The organism is Streptomyces nigrescens (assembly GCF_027626975.1).
GTDB classification, from domain to species: domain Bacteria; phylum Actinomycetota; class Actinomycetes; order Streptomycetales; family Streptomycetaceae; genus Streptomyces; species Streptomyces nigrescens.
Genome location: NZ_CP114203.1, coordinates 9,121,573 through 9,143,100, shown reverse-complemented (window position 1 = coordinate 9,143,100; position 21,528 = coordinate 9,121,573). Strand labels below are relative to the sequence as shown.

19 protein-coding genes and 1 tRNA gene are annotated in these 21,528 nt (G+C 71.6%); 6 read left to right on the top strand and 14 right to left on the bottom strand.

Annotated elements, in window-relative coordinates; translation table 11 throughout:
• The 3 genes from STRNI_RS39495 to STRNI_RS39485 form a co-directional block, all read right to left on the bottom strand.
• Positions 1 to 1,005 (bottom strand): methyltransferase, encoded by a 1,005-nt coding sequence (locus tag STRNI_RS39495; RefSeq protein ID WP_274732933.1) that lies wholly within the window; start codon positions 1,003 to 1,005, stop codon positions 1 to 3.
• A 120-nt stretch (positions 1,006 to 1,125) separates the two neighbouring features.
• Positions 1,126 to 1,509 carry a hypothetical protein gene (locus tag STRNI_RS39490; RefSeq protein WP_148590140.1) on the bottom strand — a complete coding sequence of 128 codons (384 nt, stop codon included), beginning with the start codon at positions 1,507 to 1,509 and terminating at the stop codon, positions 1,126 to 1,128.
• Positions 1,510 to 1,956: 447 nt separating this feature from the next.
• Positions 1,957 to 2,568, bottom strand: coding sequence for a flavodoxin family protein (locus STRNI_RS39485; RefSeq protein ID WP_109886716.1), 612 nt, complete (start codon positions 2,566 to 2,568; stop codon positions 1,957 to 1,959).
• A gap of 502 nt (positions 2,569 to 3,070) precedes the next feature.
• On the opposite strand from STRNI_RS39485, the gene STRNI_RS39480 reads away from it, so the two are divergent.
• The gene (locus STRNI_RS39480) at positions 3,071 to 3,376 is read left to right on the top strand and encodes a hypothetical protein (RefSeq protein WP_277413025.1); all 306 of its coding nucleotides are present in this window, start codon (positions 3,071 to 3,073) and stop codon (positions 3,374 to 3,376) included.
• Positions 3,377 to 3,569: 193 nt separating this feature from the next.
• Positions 3,570 to 3,881: a DUF4326 domain-containing protein gene (locus STRNI_RS39475; RefSeq protein ID WP_277413024.1), complete on the top strand. Its 312-nt coding sequence runs from the start codon at positions 3,570 to 3,572 to the stop codon at positions 3,879 to 3,881.
• Between the two features lie 60 nt (positions 3,882 to 3,941).
• Here STRNI_RS39475 and STRNI_RS39470 read toward each other — a convergent pair whose 3' ends face one another.
• Positions 3,942 to 4,340: a DUF3662 domain-containing protein gene (locus STRNI_RS39470; protein WP_093636122.1), complete on the bottom strand. Its 399-nt coding sequence runs from the start codon at positions 4,338 to 4,340 to the stop codon at positions 3,942 to 3,944.
• A gap of 151 nt (positions 4,341 to 4,491) precedes the next feature.
• On the opposite strand from STRNI_RS39470, the gene STRNI_RS39465 reads away from it, so the two are divergent.
• Together STRNI_RS39465 and STRNI_RS39460 are read left to right on the top strand one after the other, a co-directional pair.
• Entirely contained in the window at positions 4,492 to 5,058 is a 567-nt protein-coding gene (locus STRNI_RS39465; protein ID WP_277413384.1) for a GNAT family N-acetyltransferase, read from the top strand.
• Positions 5,059 to 5,223: 165 nt separating this feature from the next.
• A complete protein-coding gene (locus tag STRNI_RS39460) occupies positions 5,224 to 5,655 on the top strand; it encodes an HIT family protein (protein ID WP_159491779.1) in 432 nt (143 codons plus the stop codon).
• Positions 5,656 to 5,695: 40 nt separating this feature from the next.
• On the opposite strand, the gene STRNI_RS39455 is transcribed toward STRNI_RS39460, so the two are convergent.
• The 10 genes from STRNI_RS39455 to STRNI_RS39410 form a co-directional block, all read right to left on the bottom strand.
• Positions 5,696 to 6,115 (bottom strand): hypothetical protein, encoded by a 420-nt coding sequence (locus STRNI_RS39455; protein ID WP_148590150.1) that lies wholly within the window; start codon positions 6,113 to 6,115, stop codon positions 5,696 to 5,698.
• A complete protein-coding gene (locus tag STRNI_RS39450; protein ID WP_277413023.1) occupies positions 6,112 to 7,791 on the bottom strand; it encodes an ICP22 family protein in 1,680 nt (559 codons plus the stop codon). Before STRNI_RS39450 ends, STRNI_RS39455 begins: the two co-directional genes overlap by 4 nt.
• A 15-nt stretch (positions 7,792 to 7,806) precedes the next feature.
• The gene (locus STRNI_RS39445) at positions 7,807 to 9,069 is read right to left on the bottom strand and encodes an OmpA family protein (protein WP_277413022.1); all 1,263 of its coding nucleotides are present in this window, start codon (positions 9,067 to 9,069) and stop codon (positions 7,807 to 7,809) included.
• On the bottom strand, positions 9,066 to 9,968 hold the full coding sequence (locus STRNI_RS39440; RefSeq protein WP_277413021.1) for a hypothetical protein: 903 nt from the start codon (positions 9,966 to 9,968) through the stop codon (positions 9,066 to 9,068). The genes STRNI_RS39445 and STRNI_RS39440 overlap by 4 nt, the downstream gene beginning before the upstream one ends.
• A gap of 29 nt (positions 9,969 to 9,997) precedes the next feature.
• A complete protein-coding gene (locus tag STRNI_RS39435) occupies positions 9,998 to 12,304 on the bottom strand; it encodes a hypothetical protein (RefSeq protein ID WP_277413020.1) in 2,307 nt (768 codons plus the stop codon).
• Positions 12,301 to 12,915 (bottom strand): toll/interleukin-1 receptor domain-containing protein, encoded by a 615-nt coding sequence (locus STRNI_RS39430; protein ID WP_159491769.1) that lies wholly within the window; start codon positions 12,913 to 12,915, stop codon positions 12,301 to 12,303. The genes STRNI_RS39435 and STRNI_RS39430 overlap by 4 nt, the downstream gene beginning before the upstream one ends.
• Positions 12,916 to 13,147: 232 nt before the next feature.
• Positions 13,148 to 14,446, bottom strand: a complete 1,299-nt coding sequence (locus STRNI_RS39425; protein WP_274732949.1) for a helix-turn-helix domain-containing protein — start codon at positions 14,444 to 14,446, stop codon at positions 13,148 to 13,150.
• Between the two features lie 276 nt (positions 14,447 to 14,722).
• The gene (locus tag STRNI_RS39420) at positions 14,723 to 16,972 is read right to left on the bottom strand and encodes a DUF4132 domain-containing protein (protein ID WP_277413019.1); all 2,250 of its coding nucleotides are present in this window, start codon (positions 16,970 to 16,972) and stop codon (positions 14,723 to 14,725) included.
• A 73-nt stretch (positions 16,973 to 17,045) separates the two neighbouring features.
• Positions 17,046 to 17,915 carry a GNAT family N-acetyltransferase gene (locus STRNI_RS39415; protein ID WP_277413018.1) on the bottom strand — a complete coding sequence of 290 codons (870 nt, stop codon included), beginning with the start codon at positions 17,913 to 17,915 and terminating at the stop codon, positions 17,046 to 17,048.
• Between the two features lie 110 nt (positions 17,916 to 18,025).
• Positions 18,026 to 18,652, bottom strand: a complete 627-nt coding sequence (locus STRNI_RS39410) for a hypothetical protein (protein WP_274732955.1) — start codon at positions 18,650 to 18,652, stop codon at positions 18,026 to 18,028.
• 251 nt (positions 18,653 to 18,903) lie between these two features.
• On the opposite strand from STRNI_RS39410, the gene STRNI_RS39405 reads away from it, so the two are divergent.
• Both STRNI_RS39405 and STRNI_RS39400 read left to right on the top strand, forming a co-directional pair.
• Positions 18,904 to 18,975: transfer RNA gene (locus tag STRNI_RS39405), tRNA-Gln, on the top strand.
• A 2-nt stretch (positions 18,976 to 18,977) separates the two neighbouring features.
• Positions 18,978 to 21,296: a hypothetical protein gene (locus STRNI_RS39400; protein WP_277413017.1), complete on the top strand. Its 2,319-nt coding sequence runs from the start codon at positions 18,978 to 18,980 to the stop codon at positions 21,294 to 21,296.
• The last annotated feature ends 232 nt before the right edge of the window (positions 21,297 to 21,528 follow it).

Genomic DNA, 21,528 nt, shown 5'->3' with positions numbered 1-21,528 from the left:
TTACTTGGTGCCGACGACCAGAGACACGGATGAGGGCAGCGCGATCCGCTCGACGGTCTTCAGCCCCGCGTCGGTGAGCCATCCGGAGATCTCCGGCAGGCTGTAGGTGCGGTCGCCGGAGCAGGCGTACATGGCCAGCGAGAACGCCGCGTTGTGCTCGTCGAGCTGCTCACCGCGGACGTCTTCGAGCACCACGATCCGGCCGCCGGGGCGCAGCGCCTTGGCGGCCCGCGCGATCAGGTCCCGGTTCTCCTCGTCGGTGTGGTTGTGCACGATCTCGAAGAGGAAGACCACGTCGTATCCGGTGCCGAGGTCACCGCTGAGGAAGCTGCCGCGCTGCAGGGTGATCCGGTCGGACAGCCCCGCCTTCTCGATCGCGGCGCCGGTGTCGGCGAGCGCCTCGGGCAGGTCGAGGATGGTGGCGGAGAGCTCGGGGTGCCGCTCGCACATGGCCATGGAGTGCAGTCCGTGTGAGCCGCCCAGGTCGAGGAGGCGCCGCGCCCCTTCGGGCAGCGGGACGGCCTCGACGATGGGCTGCACGGTCAGCCGCGACTTGACCCGCATGTACGCGGAGAAGTCCCGTCCGGCCTCGGGGTTGCCGGCCCAGCGCTCCCACAGGGACTGGGCGGGCTTGCCGTCCCGGACGGCCTGCGGCAGATCCCACATCACGTTGGTGAGTTCGTACGCCCACAGCAGCGCCGGGGTGAAGTCGTACTCGGCGCTTTGCCCCAGCCAGCGTTCGGCGAGCGGGCCGTTGCGGTAGCGCCCGTCCTCCAGGGTCAGCCAGCCGAGGACGGCGGCGACGTCGGCCACCGCGCGGGTGCCGTCCGTGCTCGCGCCGATCGCAGCGGCCAGCTCGTCGAGGGTCTTGGGGCCGTCCTCCTCCAGGGTCCGGAAGATACCGAGCTTGGCGGCGGAGGTGAGCGCCGCGTAGCGGATCGTGGAGCCGATCACCTCATCGATCGGATTGCCCGACAGCTCGGCGTCGGTGGTGGTCTTGAACATGGCTGATCTCCTCGGGATGGCAGGGAACGGCCGCACGGACAGTGCGCGGCCAGGACATGCCGTGCGCGCGGCATCCGCGGACACGGTGAAGGTGGTGGGACTGCCGAACGGGGACGAGCTTCAGCCGGCCGGGACCGGTGGGAGCCGGTGCGCCCAGGGGCGTGCCGGCTCCGGCTGCGCCGCAAGGGCGAGCAGGAGGTGTGCCACGCCATGGCGGCCGTGGTACCTCACTCCGGGGGACGGGCCCCCGGAGTGATGGTGCTTCGGGCCGCGGCAGACGCCCGGCGCGGGGACGGCACCGGAGAGACCGGCCGCGCGGATCACACGGCACCGTGCGGCGGCGTCGGGTGCTCCCTCCCCGGCCTCGTGCACGAGGCCGGCGCGGAGCCGGGCACCGGCGGCCTCGGTCGGTGTGCAGTGGAGCAGGAACCGGGCGGTCGAGGACCGGACGAGGAAGGCTTCGCGGAGTCCGTACGGCGGCGACGTCACGGCGTCCCGGGACATCGCGGAGACGGAGGGCGCCGGGCAGAAACGGCCCGGGGCCGGTCCCGGGAGGGCAGCGAGGGCCGCCGCTCCCGCCCGCAGCGCGCGGCTGACGGCCGGTGCGCTCGCCGGGCCGGTCTTCGGGTCACCGCTGTCGGGGCCGCCGCACGGAGAGCGGCCCCGGGCGGGCTCGATCCCGACGACCCCGCGGCGGAGGGCTGCGATACGGAAGGAGCGGGCCGTGTCGCCCGGACAGGCGCCGGGAGCGTGCCCGGCCAGGGTGCCCGCGCCCCCACGACGCGGGCCGCCTCGGCCCCGGCCACAGCCGTCCCGATGAGTGTGTGACGGCTGATCATCTCGCGGCGTACCACTCCGGACTGTGCGTCCGCGTGGGAAACCGCCTGCTCCTGACGGCTGTTCATCGGGTCCCCCCCCCGTCGCAGCTGCCTCAGTGCGGCTCATCGACGGTCAGGCGGACACCTCGTCGAACCCGACGGCCGCGCGGCCCGCCCGGTGGATGTGGGCGGTCTCGGCGATCCGGCGGCCGAGTGCCTCGGCGGTGCGCAGGTCGCTGGCACAGGGGGTGACGTCCGCACCCTCGTCGTTGTTCGACTGGGACATGGCGCCCAGCCAGCTGCCGAGCCGGTTGAGGTCCTCGGGGCTGCCGGAGGAGGTGTTCCAGCCGCCGTACTCAGCGAGGCCGACCCAGACCATGCCGTGCTGGGCGGCGAACAGCGCGATGTCGATCAGCGCGTTGAGCTTGTCCCCCGCCATGTTGCCGCTGTTGGTGAAGCCACCGGCGATCTTGTTCTTCCAGCGCATGTTGTCGCCCCAGACCTGGCTGGTGGCCTCAACGAACGTGCGGAAGACGGCGCTGCTGCCGCCCATGTAGGTCGGCGTGCCGAAGATCAGGGCATCGGACTCCTGCAGCACCTCCCACAGTTCGTCGTTCAGCTCGGCGAGGGAGACCAGTCGCACCTGGGTGTCGGGGACCTTCTCCGCGCCGGCCGCAACGGCCGCCGCCTGCTTTGCGGTGTGGCCGTATCCACTGTGATACGCCACCGCAACCTTGATCTGCATACTTCTCCCCCACCCGGGAACGATACGATGTTTTAGCTTTCACTAAAGCTGTCCAGAAAGCTTTAGGTGCTGGTTACGCTATCCATCCCCGGACTTCCAAGGCAAGCGTCTCCGGCCAACACCCTGAAAAGAACAGGTAAATCCGCAGGTAGGGACAGCTTGCGCGACCACTTCCGCACCTCCCGACACCTGCGCACCACACCGGACACCCCGCCATCACGACCGCCGCGACGCCGACTTCGAGGCGACAGGCGAAATCGGGCACTGCGGAACACTTCACTATCAGACACACAGAGCCGACCCCAGAGGGCTGACTACACGTCAAATACCTTTTCGGCCATGCAACTTCACGACCAGGGAGCGACCGGGAGCACCCCCGCCCGAGCCACGACCGCCAATGTGACGCACGTCACATGAGGGGGTGTCATACGTCGAGGGGGCGTCATACGTGTGCAGGGTGTCGGGCCCGCAAGGGGCCCTGGCTACGGGGAAAGGACACGACATGCGTAACAGGCGAATTCTCAGCACCGCGGTCGCCGCCGCCGCGCTCACGATCATCGGGCTGGGTGGCGCCGCCCAGGCCCACGCCGCCACCGGGACCGAGGCCGCCGCGCCGGCCGCCTCCTCCACGCAGCACCAGGTCAAGCCGATGGACGGCCCTCCCGGAACCGTGTGGACCGGCAAGAAGTTCTGGACCCTCGGCGGCTGCCAGGCGGCCGGCACCGACCTGGTCAGCAGCGGCAAGTGGGCCGACCCCTTCTGCGACGGCTCGGGCCTCCAGTACGACCTGTGGGCCCGGCCGCTGTAAACCCTCCACGGCTTCCGGCACTTCACCGGTAGTCGCAGGCAGTAACCCCGAGTAGGGCGGTCCGTCCCCGCGCACATCCGCGGTCACGCGGGGGCGGCCGTCCGGCCGGTCACAAGGAGCAAGAGGGCAGCGTGAGGCGTGCTCGGCCCGCCCCGACGCTGCCGGATGCGGCGGGCCGCGCGAGGATGGCGGTATGCAGCGCACAACCGTCGTCAATCTCAAGGGCCACCGGGACGACCCGGACTACGCCGACGTCGTGTACGTAGGGCGCGCGATGAACCGGGGCGGCTGGCATCTCAAGGCGTCACCGTTGGCCAGTCCCTTCCGTCCAGGCCGGGACGGAACCCGCGCGGAGGTCCTGGCGAAGTACCGCGCCTACCTACTGGAACGCCCCGACCTGCTCGCGCTCCTGCCGGATCTGCGGGGGCGCCGGCTCGGCTGCTGGTGCCTTCCGGAGCCCTGCCATGCCCAGGTGATCGCCGAGATCGCCGACGCGGCGGAGTAGCCGAGCAGGAGTAAGAGCCCGGCGCCGGCCGGGGGCCCCGGCGAACGGCGGGCCTCCCGGTCAGGTCGCTCGCGGACCGGCGGCATCGGCGGGAATGTGGGCGAGGGCCGCGCTCGAAATGCGGTACCTGCCGTTCGGTACGTCGCCGGTGGTGACATGGACGGTGAGCGGACCCGCCCCTTCGTAGCCCCGGTCGACGGCGTGCCGGGCCAGCACATCGGTCAGCTGACGGCCCACCTCTCCGCCGCGTGCCGCCAGTTCATCGTGCACCTGCGGCGCGAGCTCGACGGTGTAGTCATTGGGGACGAGGACTCGGCTCTGGCTGCACACGACCGCATGGGCGTCACACTCCTGCCGTAGCGCATCGAACAACTCCACCGGATCGGTGCGGAAAATCTTGGCCAGCAGTGCGCTCTCGCAGTCCTCCACCACGCGTTCCCAACGCCTCAGCATTCCCATGGATTGTCGTCTGCCCCAGGGCGACTGCCACATGCAGGCACGATGGGGGTCCGGGAGCATCGCGGAGGCGGCGCCGGACGACCCGTCGGTCCGGCGCGGGAAACCCGTGGACTCCGTCGTACGGGGCCGTCACAATGAGCGCGTGCCGATCATGAACTTCCCGGAAGCCGATACCCCGCCCGCACTCAATAAGCAGGTGTCGGAGCTCCGGGACGAGGCGTGGCCGCCGGACTCCGCGTCGGCGCCCGGCACCTTCGCCCACGACCCGGCGCTGCGGCCGGTGTCGATGCTGCTGGTCGACGGTGCCACGGTGCTCGCCGCGCTGGACATCCTCACCAAGGAGCTCGTCCACGCCGGGCAGCGGTACCGGGCAGCGGGGCTGAGCACGGTCGTGACCCGTGGCACCGCCCGCGGACAGGGCCACGGCCGCCGTCTGGTGACGGCCGCCCGTGAGGCAATGGCCGCCATGGACCTGGATATCGGCCTGTTCACCTGCGACCGGCCGCTGCAGCCGTTCTACGAGAGCGCGGGCTGGCAGCATCTCCCCGGTGCGGTGCTCATCGGCGGTACACCCCAGGCCCCGTTCCCCAGCGACCGGCCAGGATTCGACAAGGTCACCCTGGCCGGCTTCTTCTCGTCCCGGGCCCGGAGCCATCGTTCCGCGTTCCCGCACTCCCGCATCGAGCTGTACCCGGGCGAGATCGACAAACTCTGGTGACGACCGCTGCCCGGGGAGGGCGGCCGGTGGCGTTCAAACGGCCGGAATGGGGCCAAGTGCCGCATGAGCGGAGCCAATGGTCGATTATGGATGCAGCGGAGGTGCCCGTCGGCCCGGCCCGGTGGCACCAGTCCGACCCGCCCGGCCGGCCCCTGCGGAGGATCGATGGTCAGTTATGGGGAGTTCCGCGAGGTGGCCGGCGAGGCGCCGGACACCGGTCCGCAGCGTCCGCGGACTCCCCGGCGGCCCGGCTGTCCCTTCTGCCTCATCGTGTGCGGCCGGGCGCCGGCCACGGTGCTGCGCGAATGGCCGGAGACCATCGCCATCCGGCCTCGCCATGGCGGTGTCACCGCCGGGCATGTGCTGGTCATCCCCCGGGTGCATGTCGCCGATGTCGCCGAGGACCCGGTGGTGTCCGCGGCCACCATGCTGCGGGCCGCCGAACTCGCGGCGGAGGCCGGGGACTGCAATGTGATCACCTCACGCGGTCCCTCGGCCACCCAGACCGTCCGCCATCTCCATCTCCACCTCGTCCCGCGCGCCGAGGGCGACGGCCTGCTGCTGCCGTGGACCGCCGTCCGGCCCGCGGGGACGTGAGCCGCGGCGCGGGGGCGCCCGTGCGCGGGACCGCCGGCGGTCAGGCGAGGAAGAGGACCGTCATGGTGTCGATGGCGACGAGGACGCCGTAGGAGAGCAGCATCGTCCGGGACAGTGCCACGGCACGCCAGGGGACGGGGCCGCCGTGCTGCTCGGCGTCCATGCTGAAGGGCGGCACCCCCGGGCTCCCGCGCTCGGCGACCTTCTCGTAGAGACCGCGGAATCTCCGTTCCTGGCGGAGGTAGTAGCTGTCGAGCAGCCAGAACCCCGCTGCCAGTCCCAGGGCGACCGCGGCCGTCTTCCAGCTCGGCCCGCGGGTGGCCACCGCGATGAAGGCGCCGCTGACGGTCATGGCCCAACTCTTCACCAGGAACGAGGTGTTGGCGTGGCGGGCGATCACGGCCTGCAGGAATTCCAGATGTTTCACTTCGTCCGGACCGAGGCCCGGCTGTGTGGTCATGAGGCCGGGCCTCCTTCCCCGGACGGCCGGCTGTCCGTGCCGGCGTCCCGGGGCTCCCTTGCGGGTGCCGCCGGGGGCTCACCGGGAGCCCGGCCCTCGCCGGGCGGCTGCTCCGGGGCGGCGGCCTGGTCGGGTGCCGAGGACCCTTCGGATGCCCAGCCCTCCTCGGGTGGCCTGTCCCCCTCGGGGGCTCGGTCCTCCTCAGGTGCCCTGTCCTCCTCAGGGGCTCGGTCCCCCTCGGGTGCCGGGACGTCCTCCGGGGCCGAACCCGCTTCGGGAGCCCGGTCCTCGTCGGGGCTCGTCGTCCCCGCTTGCTCCTCCACGGGCTGTCCGGGCGAGGCACGGAACTGCGTGTTGAGGTCGCCGGCGAGGTCGTTGAGGCGGTCCTCGAGCTGACCGGGGCCATAGCGTTCGAGCACCCGGTAGGCGTGGTCGAGGAGTTCGAGGCGGGCCCGGGGAGGTGTGGGGCGGGCGGGCGCCCGGTCTCCGGTGGGCGGGCGGGCACCGTTGCGTGCGGAGGTGGGGTAGGGCCAGGCGGGTGCGGTCAGCGGAAGGTCATAGCTGCCGGCCACGCCGGTACGGGCGCGCTCCTCGACGATACGGATGCATGCCTCGTCGAGCGTACGGTGGGCGTCGCTCGCCGCCGTCTCCACGGTGGACCGCAGTCGCCACCATGTCTCGGCGTGCGCCACCAGGCTGCGCCGCGCCGCCCCCAGCAGCTTCCTGCCCTGCTGCTCCGCGTCGACGACGGCTCGCCGGGCCTCCTGGTCGCTGTCGGCGCAGGGGTTGTGGGCGAGCACCTTGACCACGATCGCGGCGGTGCTGAGCACCAGTGTGAGGATGACGACGGCGCTCTGGTCCGGCGCCAGATCCACATGCTCGCGCACCGCGCCGGCCGCGCGCATCCGCGCCCAGATGCCGACCATGGTGAGGATGGCCAGAGTGAAGAGCACCGGCCCGGCCGCATTGGGCCAGGGCAGTTCGCCGGCCTTCCGCCGTTCCGTACGCGGGCTCCTGGGCCAGAGCGCTTCGCGCAGGGCCGCGACCGGACCGCGGCGTGTCCGCTCCAGCGTGCGGGCCGTACGGGTACGCCGCCGGAAGACGGACTCGGCAAGGAGACTGCCCGCGGCCAGCAGGCAGACGGCGACGCCGAAGCCGGGCAAGTAGGCGAGGTAGTAGCCGAGTTCGGTCTCTCCCAGTCCGAAGAACCGCTGCATCAGAGTGCCGATGAACATCGTGTCGAAGGACACGCAGGCCACCAGGGTGGGCCACAGCAGACGCCGCCAGAGCACCGGCCGGCGGCGCAGGCTCTCCGGTCCGTCCTGGGCATGGCGGGTACGCAGTTCCCCGATGCGCTCCTGGGCCTGCTGGGACGACCGGGCGACGACGAACCGCTCGGCCGCTTCGATGGTTGTCCGGGCCTCCTGGAAGCTCCGGGCGACCTCGGTGGCCGCGGTGCCGAGTCCCGGCTGCGCCGCGGTCAGCGCGGTGTTGGCGTCGGTGAAGGCCCGCATGAGAGCGGCCTGTTCCCGGCTGTCGGTCTGGTCCACGGGCCTGGCGGACGGCCGCTTCCTGACGTCCAGTTCGACGAAGGCGGGGTCACTGCCGGGGCAGTCGACCGCCGACTGATAGCGGGCGGCAGGCCCTGCCCGGTTCTTTCCGTTGGTGGTGTTCATCGCTGCCCGCCGCCCTCACTTCCTGGTGATTTCGATGTCGACGCGCCGGTCGCACTGCAGCTTGTCCTCGGCGGTCATCCGGCCCCCCGCGGTGTGGTCCGGTTTCGCGCAGCCCGTCGGCAGGCCGCGGCCGTGTGCCGTCACCCGCTGCACCCCGAGTCCGGTCAGGACGTCCTTCACCGCGTCCGCGCGCGCCTGCGACAGCCGGTGGTTGTTGTCCGGCCGGCCGCGCGGGTCGACATAGCCGGAGACGACGACCCTGCTGCCGGGGGTGGTACGGGCGCTGACCGCGACATCGTTGAGCAGGGGCATGGCCTGGGGGCGGACGGTGGACGAGTTGGTGTCGAAGAGCGCCGCGCCGGGGAGTTCGTAGGTCTCCGGGCGGTCCTGTGCGTAACGGACGGCCGGGTCCTGGGGCGGCTTCTTCCGCGGCTTGCTCCGTTCCGCCGTGCCGATGGCGGTGGGGGCGAGGGTGCAGGAGGTACCGGGAGCGGCCTTCTTTCCCGCACCGCACAGCGCCCGCCACAGGTTGCTCAGCCAGGTCCGCTGGGCCGCCGTGGGGGCGGGCTGGCCGGTGGCCGGCTGGCCCAGCCCGGCGAGTGTGAGATGCACCCCGGTCAGGGACGGTGTCTCGTCCCGGGCGGCGCAGACCCGGGTGATGGCCTTGATCTCGCTCTTGTCCCGGAAGGCGGCCGCGCGCAGATCGGCGCAGCCCGTGGTGGAGAGCCCGTCGGTCAGGACGACCAGGCTGCGGCGGCCGGCTGCGCCCTCCAGCGAGGACGCTCCGGCCGTGAGGGCCGCGAGGACATTGCTGCCGCCGCTGCGGGGAACGGCTCGCCCGGCCTTGTCCACCAGGTCGGTCAGACAGCTGACCGCTTGTTGCTTCCGCTCCTTCTGATTGATCTCGTTGTGGTTGTCCTTGACCCAGTCGGCCGAGCGGTCCTTGGCGATCCAGGTGATCTGCGCCGAGTCGCCGCTGAAGCTGCCGACCGAGACCGTGTCCTTGCGCTCGACCACCGAGGTGAGCAGAGCGCCGATGCTGTGGGCGTAGTCACGGGCTCCGGCCGAGCCGCTCACGGAGGTGGAGCCGTCGACGAGGACGACCGTACGGCCCGCGGTGTCGACGGGGCGCTTCATCCAGGCGCAGGCGTCCAGGCGTGGTGCCTCGCCGCATGCGCCGAGGAGGCCCGCCATCAGGGCAGCTCCCAGGGCGCCGGCGATCGTGGGCGTTGCCCGACGGCGGACCGCCCGGGCCGCTGCTATGTCTGCGGAGTTCACGGTGCCAGCTCCTCGACATCGCCCACGGTGTCCACCCACGAGAAGGGGCTCAGTCCCATCTGGCGGCAGAATTCGCTCAATGCCTTGTCGTAGGCGTTGGCGTACTCGAACAGGCCCACCTGCTCGTGGTGCTTGGTCGCCGCCGTGAGGACGTCGGCGAGCGCCTCGGCCCCGTTGCGGCGGGTGTTCTTGAGCGCCTGCATGACCTTGAAGAAGTCCTCGTCGGCGAGTGCCGCGGCGAAGGGCACCAAGAGCCGCCGCTCGGCCGCGCCGAGGGTGCCGAGGAGCTCCAGTTCGCTCATCACCCGCAGCCAGCGCTCGGTGAGTTCCTTCACCTGGTCCGCCTTGAGTTTGCCCAGGTGGTGCTCCTTCTCCATCCGCACTTCGGCGAGGTGGAAGGGCAGCACATGCTCACGCAGCGCCGGGTCGATCCGCATCCGCACCGAGGGGCGGCAGCGGATGAGGCCCTTCTCGTCGTGGTAACACCAGCCGCCGCGCAGCTCCTTGTTGACGGCCTTCTCCGCGGCCACCGGATCGCCGGGATCGCAGGCGCGGGCGACGGACCAGGCGCGGCGCAGCAGCTTGCCGCGGGCCGCCTCCTCGTGGAGCGCCGCGCGCTCCCGCAGGACGTCCAGCGTCATCTCCCGGCTGCTCCAGCGGAAGTGCGGGACGAGTTCGAAGGCGAACACATCGCCGTCGGCCGCCACCGACAGCGTCTCCTCGACGGGCGGCAGTTCCACGCCCACCTCGGCCTGTGCCGCCTGCCCGAGCGGCGAGGTGTCCTCACCGTCCGGCTCGTCGACGGTCTCCGGGGCGCCGTCGGGCGCCGTACCGCCCTTGCCCGTGACCCGCCGCCACCAGCTGCGCAGCCTGGTGCGGAGTCCTTTGCGCTCTGCCATGGTCTCTCTCCTCTTCGTACGGGGTGTCGTCAGGACGCGGAGCCGGAAGCGGCGCCCTCTTTGGGGGGCTGGTCCCGGAGCTGGCGAATGGTGCGCGAGTCCGGGTGCCGGCCGGCCCACATGGCGAGGTAGAAGCCGGCGCGGAGGGACAGCGGCCGGGCGCAGATGCGCGGGACGAGGACCTCCAGGAAGGCGGCCAGCTCTTTGTCCGCGTCGCCCGCGAGCAGCCAGCGCCGCAGCAGGTCCCATGCGCGGGTCGAGCTGTCCTGCCCCATCAGGGCGTGGCGCCACAGGCGGACCAGGGCGTCGGCACGGTCCTGGTCGGTCATGGCGGTATCGGCGAGGACGGGCCGGTCGCGGCGGTCCGGGCCGGCGCCGTAGCGGCTGAGGATCAGCAGGGTGCGGATGGCGTGCTTGGTCAGATGGTCGTTGTCCGAGGTGATCCAGCGGTCCAGGGCGTCGGCGGTCGGGCCCGGGGCGCCGGCGAGGTAGAGCCAGGACATCGAGAAGGCCACCGAGCTGCTGAAGGCCAGCTCCGGCCGGGTGCCCAGTTCGCGCAATGCCCAGAGGGTGTCCGGGACGTCCTGGGCGCCGACGAGGGTGCCGTACGCCCGGGCCGCGCTGTCCTGGAACTCCCACCGGGGGCTGCTCAGCCAGCTTCTGATCTGGGCCCGTACCCGGCCCACCATCCGGGGGTCGTGGGCGGCCATCTCCAGGGCGAGCGCGGCGGACTGCCGATAGGCGGCGGACTTCCGGGCCCAGTGCCGGATCAGGTCCCGGTAGACGCTGTCGAAGTCATGGCTGAGCAGAATCCCGGCGATGTGCGCGGCCCGTACCCGGATCCGCTCCAGCGGCCCGGCGACCAGCGCCGTCAGCCACTCGCGCAAGGGATCGCGCAGACTGTCGTAGTCGTGCCAGACGACCTCGATGACGGCGTGCATCAGCTCTTCGTCCACCAGCCGGGCACACCGGGGGTTGTCGTCGGTGCGGCCGCCGGACATGGCGTCCCCGGAGGCGCGCATCTCCTGGGGGATCAGCTGGTCCAGTTCCCGCTCGAAGACATGGTTGGTGGGTGCCGGTTCACGGGTCTCGTAGCGCGGCAGCACGGTCGCGCTGAGGACTTCGCCCGCTTCGAAGACATCGGAGAGCGGGTGGCCGTGGAAGAACGCGTAGGCGATACGGAACGCCTGGCGGTGCGGATCCAGCACCGGGCCGTGCGAGGTCTCGGCGGGGACCTGCAGCAGTTGTTTTGCCAGGCGGCGCAGCCGGTCGCGCCACTGGCCGATGACGTCACCGAGGCTGGTGTCCTCCGCGTGGATGCTCTGTGCCAGGACCTCGGCGAACTCCACGACGCTGCGTACGGACGGCGCCCCGTCGAGGGTGCGCTGCACCTGCTGGGAGTCCAGCATCCGGGCGGTGAACGCCGTGGTGTGCTCGGTGGTGCAGTCCTGGTGCGGGCATGCTCCGGGGTGCCCCGCGAGCAGCCTGCGCAGATGTACCGCCAGGACCTTGCCGACGGCCGGACGCCGGTGCTCGAAGGCGTGCGGCCGCAGTCGGTCGGGGTCCACCCTGCCCAGCTCGCCGATGATGACGAGGAAGGCGCGGTGTTTGCGGGCGAGATGGCCGAGTGTCTCCAGCGTCGACAGCTTCAGCGGCTGATCGTCCAGGTCCACCACGAAGCCACCGGGGGTGAGCAGGTCGTCGGCGCGTTGGCACAGCGTCTGCAGGATGCCCTGGGCCTCGCTGTGCAGGATCTTGATGCGGTCGTCGGGGCAGCAGCCGGCGAGCAGTGTCAGCGCCGTGGACTGACGGCCGCTGCCCGGCTGCCCGGCGAGCACCAGGATGTGCTGTGCCGCGAGCCGGGCGGCCATCTGTGACTGCTGGTCGACGTCCTGATGGGAGTCCAGTTGTTGGGCGACGGTCAGCGAGGAGACGCTCAGCACCTGGATCTCGACGCCGCTGTCGCCGCCGAGGGTCAGCTGCTCGGCGTAGAAGGCGGAGCCGCTGCCGTTGGCGACCGCACTGCGCTTGAGCTTGTTCAGGGCGTTCTGCTGCCGGGCCTGCTGGTAGCGGGTGAAGTCGCCGCCGTCGCCGGTTTCCCGGCGGGGAGCTGACCGGGCGGTGTCCTGGGCCGACGGCCGGCTGTCGCCGGTCAGGGCCGCTGCGGGGCCGTCCGGGGCGCCCGCACCGGTGGCCTCGGTGCCGTCGGACGGTGCGGCCGAGCCCGGCTCCGGGGCTTCGGCCGCGGGCTGTGCCGGCTCCGCCGCGGCGGCTGCGGGCTCCTCGGCCGGCACCTCCGCGGCTCCCTCCGGCCCGCCCGGTTCGGTCTCGCTCACTGTCGGCCTCCGCTCTGTGCGTTGCGGTCCTCGTTCACGATGGCGTTGCCGCTCCCGCTGTTGACCACGGCGCAGCCGCTGTAGGTGGAGTGCGAGCCGGGCTGCGCGGCGCCGCTCGCGGGAGGTGCCGGCTGCGGGTCCGTCCTGCGCACCGGTACGTGGCTGCGCAGTGCCTCCGTGATGACGGGGAGGTCGAGATGGGCGTACGGCACCCGCAGCTGCATGAACTGGCGTTCCGTCAGCTCAGCGATATCGGCGGGCAGTTGTTCCTTGGTCGGGAGCACGGCTGAGTCGATCAGCACGGGGATGACGGTCTTGCGCCACATGAGGGCACGGTGGATCTCGTCGTGGACGTAGTCGCCCGGTACGTCGATGCGGCGCCGGCCGTCGGTGTCGCACAGCGAGAGCCAGTTCGGGCCGATGAGCACGAGAAGGACCCCGCAGCTTTCGAGGTGGCGCCACAGCTCGGGCGGAAAGTGCGCGCCGGGCGCAGTGGTGCGGCGGTCCCGGAAGACGTTCTCCGGGCCGAATACATCCTTCAATTTCTCGTCGAGCAGGACAGCCGCTACGGCGCCGTCGCCGGTCCGGTAGTTGATGAATACTCCGGCCATGATTGTTCTGCCTTTCCTCATGCGGACAGCGGTGGATTGCGGCAGCCGGGTTCTTTCGGGGTTACTCGGGCTGTCGCGGGCACAGGGGGATGAAGCCGAGATTCACAGGGGTTTCAGGCGTGGTCAACGCGTTGCCCTCGGCCTTTTGGCCGGGCAACGGAACACCACGGGTTCGGCGGGAGTGCGGTTCTTCGGGCGGCCTTCTGCGCAGTGCGGGCCGGTGGTCGAGAAGTCAGGCCGGAGTTCCCGGACCGGTCCGGTTGGTGTGCAGACCGATCGCGAGGTGCGGAAGGGTCCGACGGACGGTCGGATTCTTTGGCCAACGATTGAGTGCACGACTCAGGCGAAGAAGATCGGCGCGGATGGTGGCCGAGTCGATGAGGGCAACATGAGAAGCGACCAATTCCGCGATCGCACAGGCCTGTTCGATTTCCCCGACGTTCGCCAGTGCAAGCGCCAGCCGGGCGCCATATCGGGCTCTGGCGCGGCGGGATTCCGGCGGAATGGCATCCAGACCGTCGCCGAGCAAAGTAACGGCCTCCCCCGGGGAACCGAGGTCGTGCATGCACCAGCCGGCGACGAAGGCCGTCAGATCCGGCAGATGGATACTGCCGAGGACCGGGTCCGCACCGTCCGGCGGCGCCGCGCCGGCGGTCAGCTCCGCGCCGCGGTCGAGCGCCCGGCGGCAGGCGTCGCGGTCCCCCACCAGCGCGTGCCCCTGCGCCTCGCGCTGCGCGGCGAGTCCGCGGATGCGTACGCTGCGGGCCTGCTGTGCGGCCCGCCGCGCCAGCTGGACGGTGGCCACCGAATCGCCGGTGTACAGGGCCAGTTCCGCCCGTCGGATCAGGGCGTAGGCGGCCAGCTCGTCGTCACCGCCGTCCGCGGCGAGCTGGACCGCCTGTTCGGTCCACCACAGCGACGCCGCGTCGCTGCCCGCCTCCTGCGCCATCCAGCCGGTGTACTCGGCGAACCGGGAGGCGAGCCGGAGCACGACATCGCGGTGGGCGGGCTGCGCCTGGTGGGCCATGCCCCGCAGCGCGCTGGTGGCCGCGATGCAGAGCTGGGCGACCACCGACGGCCCGAAGAGCTGCCCCAGCCGGCGGAACTCGTCGAAGACATTGCGGAAGTACGGCAATGCCGAATTCATCTCCCCGCTTTCGAGGAGAGGCGGCGCGAGAGACCAACTCACAATGGTGGAGGGCAGGCCCCCGCCACCGGGCGAGGCAGGGTCGAATGCCACGAAGTCGCTCTCACCACCGGCATGCATACGCAAGGTCCAGGGCGTACCGACATCCGCCTCGGTCATCGGCGTCACGGTGGTACTGCGCTCGGGTGCGGAAATCAGGCTGCTGAGTTGTCCGCCGGCATGGAGAGCGCTGTCACATAACTGTGCAAGATCGTGGCTCGGCGCCTTCACACCACGCTCGATCTTGCTCAAGTGCCCTTTGGAAAAGCAGATCAGGCTCGCCAGTTCTCCCAGCGACAGCCCCGCTTCAATCCTTCGCCGGCGTAACTCCGCCCCGAACCGCACAGGAATCCGCTGCACCCCGCTCGCCCCCCTCGTCGTTCGCGACCGGTGAGGGGAGTGTGCCACGCATCACACCAACTCTCACATCCCCTTCACGAATTGCTTGCTATCGGTTTCATCACGCTCCACTTCTGAGGAGGAAATCTCCTTCCCCGCAGGAAGGACGCCTTGTGCACCGGCCACATCGAGGCTGCCGCCCGTTCCGCAACGCCGAGATCTCCGCCCGGTCAGCCGCCCTCGTCACCCCGGACAGGGCCACGGACAGGCTCAGCCACTCCGCTACCGGTGCGGAACGGGGCCCTTCTCCAGGAGGTGGCTCACCGTGTGGACGACCCGCTCCAACAGCGGTTCGTCGTACGGCAGGAAGGGCAGTGGGACGGCGCACCGGCCGGTGGGCAGTTCGATGTCGACCGGATCGCCCTCCCGGGTCACCCGGCCGGTGGCCAGGTGGATGTCGTAGCCGTCCAGATGGAGGTGGCGGTCGCCCAACTCGAGACGGCCGGAGGCTATGTGCTCGGCGAGGACACGGCGCAGTGCCGTCCGGCGCAGTCGTGCGGTCCGGCCGAGCGGCTGGTCGTAGAGACGGTTCAGCGTATGCCAGGTGTCGCGGTCATGGGCGTGGGTGGCGCACCAGGCGAAGCTGCCGGCGCTGATGAGGAGGTCGACGGAGCGCAGGATCTCCGACAGCCGGACGGCATCGACGCCGGCCAGGGGCTGGGGGCCTCCGTCGGCGCGCTGGAGGAAGACGTCCTGCGCCTCCGCCCAGCCCGAAGCGCCGGGGTAGAGGTTCCCGGCGATACCGAAGCGTGCCTTCATCTCTCCTACGGACAGGGTGAGTTCCTCGTCCTCGATGTTCCATCCCTGGCGTACGGCAAGGCCGAGGACGGCTTCGATGCGGACGAGGTGGCCACGGAACATCGTGGTGGAGTGACCGGATTCCTCGGGCAGATAGTGCTCCCGGTAGACCTGCCGGAAGGGCTGACGCAGTTGCCGTGCGGCGATCCGGTCGCGCCAGGTCCGCCGTTCGGCAGAAGAGGCCCGGGCGGGGTGCCAGAGCCGGACGGCTGCGGAGGGCGGGGGCTCGGGGAGGTCCAGCGGTCCGGCCGCGGGCAGCACCGCCCGCCATGCACCCGGCGCGTACTCGACCTCCCAGACCAGGCGACGGGCGGTCCCCCGGGCCACGGGGTGCCCGGCGAGCGCAGCCCGCCAGCGGTCGTAGCGATAGACCGTCCCCTCGGCGTAACCGCCCTCCAGCGCCATTGCCAGAGTGCGCACTTGAGCCCGGGTCTTGGCCAACAGGTCGCGGACGAAAGCGACTTCTTCGGGGTACTCACGCCGGACCAGCGCCGGCAGCGTCTTCACCGTGCATCCGTCGGCATCTTCCCAGGTCAGCGCGGCTTCATCGGTGACGGTGAGCACAGCGGTGCAGCTGCCGCAGGGGATGCGCCGGACTCCGTCGGGGCCGTAGCCGAGGTCAGGGAGACGGAGCGCGACCTCGGTCCGCCGGCCGAGACGACGTTCGGCACGGCGCAGGAGGCGGTCGAGTTTTTTGCTGACGCCGGCATGCCGGACGACCCTGCGGGCTTCGCGCAGGGCGGCGATGGCCTCGGGCGTCGGGTAGGCCTCGACGGCCTGCGCGAGGGCGATACAGGCGCCCTGCGAGGGAAGGGTCTTGGCGCTCGTGGGCGCCACGGCGACCTGCGGCAGCAGGGTGGCGAAGACCTCCTCCGCCCAGGGCTCGTCGCGTCGCAGGGCCAGCCGGGCGGCGCGGCGGAGGGTGTCCGTGTCGGCCGGGGTGAAGGCCTTGTCGGCGGCGTAGGGGATCTGTCCGGCATGAAGGGCGGCGAGATGGTCGGCCGCGGTGCGCAGGGCGTGCCGGGCGAGCTCGGTATGCAGCGCCTCGGACGGCTCCGCGTCCCGCTCCGGCAGTGGCGGCCAGTCACCCGCCTGGGGCCCGTACCGCTGGTCCTCGGCGAGCATCGCCCGCTCCCGGGGGCCGGTTGCGAGCATCACCTCCAGCTCCGCGAGCCGCAGCGGGCTGTCGGCGTACAGCACACGCAGACGGGCGATGAGTTCCTCCTCCACCGCCGGACCGGCCAGCACGGCCACGGCCAGCGCGGCGTCGGCGACCCGGTCGGCCTTCGGCCCGGCCGTCCGGACCAGGAGGGCGGCATACTCCGCCAGCGCTTCCTGGTCCCATGGCTCCGTGCAGCGCAGCAACGCCCCGGCCGCATGGCGCACATCGGTGGGCCGCGGTGACTCGGCCAGCGCGGCATAGAGGTCCGTGAGAGCGGCGGCGGTGAAGGACGGCTGCACCTTGGCCCAGGTCACTTCGCGGGCGACACGGCGGGCGTGGTCCGGGGCGCTCTCGTCGGCGAGGGTGCGGTAGGCCGCGGGCAGAAGCGCGCCCAGTTCCTCCGGCGTCAGTCGTGCGCAGGCGGACCAGATGCCGCCGGACCAGTCGGCATCGGGCTGCGGCCCGGCCATCGCGGCCCGCAACTGCGCGGCGTGCGGTGACAGTTCGTCCATGCCCACAGACCGTAGCCGCAGGGTCTGACAATCCGGTCCGGTCACCGCCGCGCTCGACCGCGGCAGCCCCGCGTCAATAGGTGTCCCGGTATTGGTCCCGGACCTCGGGGCGTTGCTGGAAGCCGGCTGACGTGTACGTGGCGACGGCACCGGCATTGGAGCTCGGGGTGCAGACGTTCGCGCTCGACGAGCCCAGCTCCTGGAGTGCGGCCGCCGCGGCGACGGTGATCGCCTCGCCGTAGCCATGACGGCGATGTTCCCGGTGCACGCCCATCGGTTCGAGCAACCCGGGCCTTCCCGGACCGGCCGACCACACCGTCACCGCCGCCACCGCGTCGCCCTGGTCGTCGTGCGCGACCAGACACCGGGCGTCGGCGTACGGCAATCCGGCCGCCATCGCGTGCCAGCGCTCGTCCGTGAACCTCGACCCGTCGAACGCTGCCCTATGTACGGCGGCAAACACGTGCGCCTGCTTGGGCCCGACCACCTCGATCCGCACGCCTGGGTCCTTCACCGGCTCCCTGAGGTCGCGGCGCAGCGGCGTCCACGGCTCGTCGGCGTTCCAGCCGTCCTCGAACAGCAGGTCTTGGACCAGTGCACCCGTCGGTGCCTCGATGTTCACCTTGCCCTCGGGCAGTACGCCGCGCGCCGGCTCGGTCACGTCGTCCACCAACTGCTGCGCCAGCTCCTCGTCCCGTTGAGCGTCTGGCGCGATCGTCAGCCGCAACAGCCCGGGACCGTCCAACAGCCCGACGGCGAGAATCTGTCCGTCCCGGCTCCACGTCCTGACCGCCGCGGCGGTCGCTTCCGCACCCAACCGCCAGAACCAGCCCAGGTCCCCCGGATGCAGTTGCATCGGCGCCCCGTCGTACTGCCACTCCCGCAGCACGCCCACAGCCTCGCCCAGCCCGTCGACTCCCGGCTTGCCCAACGCAATCGCCATACGCCCGATCAGACACCACCGCACCGGCAGTCCGCACCCGGTTTCCGAGCGGCCGGTGTGGTGCGGGTTTGGGGACGTGGGAAGGCAGCCGGTGATCGAAGAGAAACGGCCTAGCTGATGAGGTCCTGGGGGCGCAGGTAACCGGCGGGCCGCTCGTGCTCGCCGAACCAGCGGTGTGCGGCGCGGGAGCGGGCCGCGTCGATCAGCTCGTTGCCGTAGTGGCGGATGGCGAAGGCCGGGATGCCGATGCGGTAGCGCCGGTCGGGTACGCCCGCCACGCCGGCCTGTTCCTGGATGAACAGCGGAGCCAGCGCCGGGTCCTGCGGTTCCTTGACGCCGCCGGTGGGACACAGCTCAAGACTCACCAGCCGGTGGCCCGAGTTGTCCGGCCGTTGGTGGCACCAGAACAGGCCCACGGCGTCCAGCGCGTCCCACGGGATGACCGCATGCGTCGTCTTGTTGTGCCACCACCACACACCGGTCGCGTCGAACGCCAGGTAGGCGTCGCGGTCCCCCCACCCGACCCACGCCATGAGCACCCCGGCCGCGCCGAGCGCCAGGAACCAGATCACCGCGAACACCCAGGCGCCGACGCCGTATCCGTGGACGGCACAGGCGACCGGCATCGAGAGGGCGAGGGCGAGACCGGCAACGGCACCGGGCAGGGTCCGGCGCATCCGCTGCTTGCCGAAGCGGAACATGGCGGCGTCAGGGGCGGGTGTACGTCCGGGGAGCATGCACAGGAGTCTACGAAGCGGCGGCGCCCCACTGGACGGCGGGCCCGAGTGCCCGGATCAGGCCGGAAGTCCAGGTCAGGACGGAAGTCCGGATGCGGGAGGAAGTCCGGGTCAGGACGGAAGTCCGGGTCAGGCCGGAAGTCCGGATGTGGGCGGGAGTTCGGATCTGGCCGGGAGTACGGCCCCACGCCGGCCCGCCGTCGAAAATTCGTTTGAACGGCCGCGGGGATCCGTCTAATCTCTCGGATCATCGACGTGTAGCTCAGCAGTAGAGCGCCGGGCTCTGGACCCGGAGGGCGCGGGGGCGGTACCCGCCACGTCGGCTATGAACGACGACGCTGAGCAGCAGCCCCTCACCCGGATCCCGCCCTATGCGCGGGACCAGTTGGCGAAGGCCTTCGTCACGGCGCTGACCCACGAGGACGCCGGAACCCGCGAGCGCGCGGAGGACCGGGCCCGCCGCTGGCGCGGAATCCTGGACCGCCTGGCCGACGGCTCATTGACCGTGGGTTCGCGCACTCCGGTGGCCGGCCTTCCGGCCTGGGTGACCCCCGAGGTCGTCCGGGGCGGCTTCGCGACCGGTGAGGCGAGCGCCGGTGGGCCGCTCCAGCCGTACGAGAAGGAGGCGGCGCGGCGGGCCGGTGTGCCGGCCGACCGCCGGGCGCTCTTCCTGCACGCGCTGACCGAGGCCGGGCTGGCCGACCTGGGCGCGCTGCTGGACGACGGGCGCTATGAGGTGTCGGTACCCGAGGAAGCCGCGCTGCTCACCGTCGCCTGGCTGGTGCGCTCCGGGCAGGTGACCGAGGCGGTGGAACTCGTCGAGGTACTGGAACCGTTCGCCGGCCGGCTGCGGTTCACCCCCCGGCCGTCGGCCGCGCCCGCGCCGGACGCCTGCGCGGTGCACCGCCGGACGGTCGCCGACGCCGGCCGGACCCTGGCGCGGCGGCGGCCCCACGCGGCGGTCGAGACCCAGCGGGAAGCGCTCACGGTCTGGCAGCCGTTCGCCGACGAACTGCTGGTCCACTGGCTGGAGACCGCCGAGGGCGAACGGGTCCTCGCGCGCACGCCGGACGAGGGCTGGTACGAGCGGGGGGCCGCCCTCCTGCACCGCTACCGGCTGCTGGCTGCGGCCCATACGCGCTGCGGAAAGCACCGCGACCCCAAGGAGAACCTGGGCATCCTGCGCGGCGCGCTGGAGGAGAGCGTCGCCGGGCGTCCGCTCGATGCGCGTCGGCTCGGTCTGCTGCGGCACGCCGTCGCGTCCATGGTGCGGCGTCGCGGGGTGCCCGGATCCGCACGGCACTTGACGCTGCGCGGCCGCCAGGCGGCACAGGGGGCGCTCCCCTCGCACCACGCGCTGGCACAGCTGGTGCTCCGCCGGCTCGGCGAACTCCCCCAGGACGTGGGTGCGGCCGAGGTGGAACCGCTGGTGGTCGCGGTGACCGAGCGGGAACACCAGGAGACAGGGCTGCCCGTTGGAGCCCCGGTTCCGGCGTCGGTCCGCGGGGTGGTCGAAGCGACGCTGAGCGCTCCGCTCGGCACCCTCGTGGAGCGGGGCGTGGTGCCGTCGGCCGAGGTCCTGGCCGAGCTGGTGCCCCAGCTGGTCGCCGCCACGACCGCACAGGGCTTTCCCGACGAGGCGCTGCGGACCCTGATGGCCGCGAACTACCGGGCGTTCCGTAACCGCCGTTCGCTGTTGCTGCTCCATCTGGAGCGGCAGGTACGGGTCGAGGAGCTGCCCTGGGTACGGGCGGTGTCCGGGCAGCGGGGCGACGAGGCGGCGCAGGAGGGCGCGCATGACGCGCTGCGGCAGCTGGGCGAGCTGGCCGTGCAGGGATTTCCCGGCACGCTGCTGCCCAACCCGCTGGTCCGCGAACTCGGTGTGCTGGCCCGCCAGGCCGACCTCGGTGCGCCGATGGTCGAGGAGCTGGCGGCGGACATCTTCATGGGCACCTTCAGCCCGAAGTTCCTCACGGCCGCGAGAATCGCGGGCGAGCTGCTGCGCGGCACGCTGTACGAGCGCTACTACGGAATCGACTACGCGGCCATCCGCAATCTGGCGATCGCCGAGGCGGGAGAGGCACTGACCCGCGCCTACCGGCCGCGTACCTCCCCGCAGTTCGCGCGGCTGTGCACCGCGCGGGCCGGGGCGTCCGGGCGGAGCTCGGTGGCGGCGAACGGCAAGGTGATCGAGCAGGCGCAGATCCTCACCACGCACAATCTGGCGACGCTGGTGCGCCAGGTGGGCATCGCCCCGGAGCCCGGCTGGGAGGATCTGGCCGGTCGCTGCTTCCGTACGGTCTGCCGGCTGGTGGCCCGGGTGCACCACAACCCGCGGCCCCTGGCCACCATCAAGGACGCGGCGTACGCATGGCGGCAGCTGATCTTCTTCCTCGCGCTGTGCCCGCCCGCCGAGCAGACACGGCTGCTCGCCGGCCTGGACGAGGAGACGGCCCGTCACCCGGCGCATGTCGCCGCCCGGCTCGCACCCGCCCTGGCCGGGCTGCACCTGGTCGCGGCCGGCGGAAGCTTCGCCGACGACGGGACGGCGCTCGGCGGCCGGGCCCGCCGTTTCCTCGGCTGGAGCACCGAGGAACACTGGCTGCGCCGCCTGCCACTGACGAGGGAGCAGGCGGCGGGCTGAGGGGCCGTCTTGCCGGGACCAGGGCGTACGGGAGCGGGGGCCGCGGTGAGGGCCTGTCCGGTGGGCCGGCACGAGCCCACCGGACATTCAGACGCATCGGCACGCCCCCTCACTGCCCGAACCGAGGGAAAACCTCCAAAACCGCCTTCTCATTACTGTGTCCGCCCAACTGATCATGCGATCGTGCTTGGTCGCAGACTTGCAAGGTGCGGTGTGTGCTCCGGCGCCGGCC

Coding starts and splice junctions, on each gene's coding strand:
- STRNI_RS39420 (WP_277413019.1), bottom strand. CDS start 16,972: ATGGACGAACTGTCACCGCACGCCGCGCAGTTGCGGGCCGCGATGGCC.
- STRNI_RS39450 (WP_277413023.1), bottom strand. CDS start 7,791: ATGAACACCACCAACGGAAAGAACCGGGCAGGGCCTGCCGCCCGCTAT.
- STRNI_RS39465 (WP_277413384.1), top strand. CDS start 4,492: ATGAACTTCCCGGAAGCCGATACCCCGCCCGCACTCAATAAGCAGGTG.
- STRNI_RS39460 (WP_159491779.1), top strand. CDS start 5,224: ATGGTCAGTTATGGGGAGTTCCGCGAGGTGGCCGGCGAGGCGCCGGAC.
- STRNI_RS39400 (WP_277413017.1), top strand. CDS start 18,978: ATGAACGACGACGCTGAGCAGCAGCCCCTCACCCGGATCCCGCCCTAT.
- STRNI_RS39455 (WP_148590150.1), bottom strand. CDS start 6,115: ATGACCACACAGCCGGGCCTCGGTCCGGACGAAGTGAAACATCTGGAA.
- STRNI_RS39475 (WP_277413024.1), top strand. CDS start 3,570: ATGCAGCGCACAACCGTCGTCAATCTCAAGGGCCACCGGGACGACCCG.
- STRNI_RS39440 (WP_277413021.1), bottom strand. CDS start 9,968: ATGGCAGAGCGCAAAGGACTCCGCACCAGGCTGCGCAGCTGGTGGCGG.
- STRNI_RS39470 (WP_093636122.1), bottom strand. CDS start 4,340: ATGGGAATGCTGAGGCGTTGGGAACGCGTGGTGGAGGACTGCGAGAGC.
- STRNI_RS39410 (WP_274732955.1), bottom strand. CDS start 18,652: ATGCTCCCCGGACGTACACCCGCCCCTGACGCCGCCATGTTCCGCTTC.
- STRNI_RS39415 (WP_277413018.1), bottom strand. CDS start 17,915: ATGGCGATTGCGTTGGGCAAGCCGGGAGTCGACGGGCTGGGCGAGGCT.
- STRNI_RS39480 (WP_277413025.1), top strand. CDS start 3,071: ATGCGTAACAGGCGAATTCTCAGCACCGCGGTCGCCGCCGCCGCGCTC.
- STRNI_RS39495 (WP_274732933.1), bottom strand. CDS start 1,005: ATGTTCAAGACCACCACCGACGCCGAGCTGTCGGGCAATCCGATCGAT.
- STRNI_RS39490 (WP_148590140.1), bottom strand. CDS start 1,509: ATGTCCCGGGACGCCGTGACGTCGCCGCCGTACGGACTCCGCGAAGCC.
- STRNI_RS39485 (WP_109886716.1), bottom strand. CDS start 2,568: ATGCAGATCAAGGTTGCGGTGGCGTATCACAGTGGATACGGCCACACC.
- STRNI_RS39430 (WP_159491769.1), bottom strand. CDS start 12,915: ATGGCCGGAGTATTCATCAACTACCGGACCGGCGACGGCGCCGTAGCG.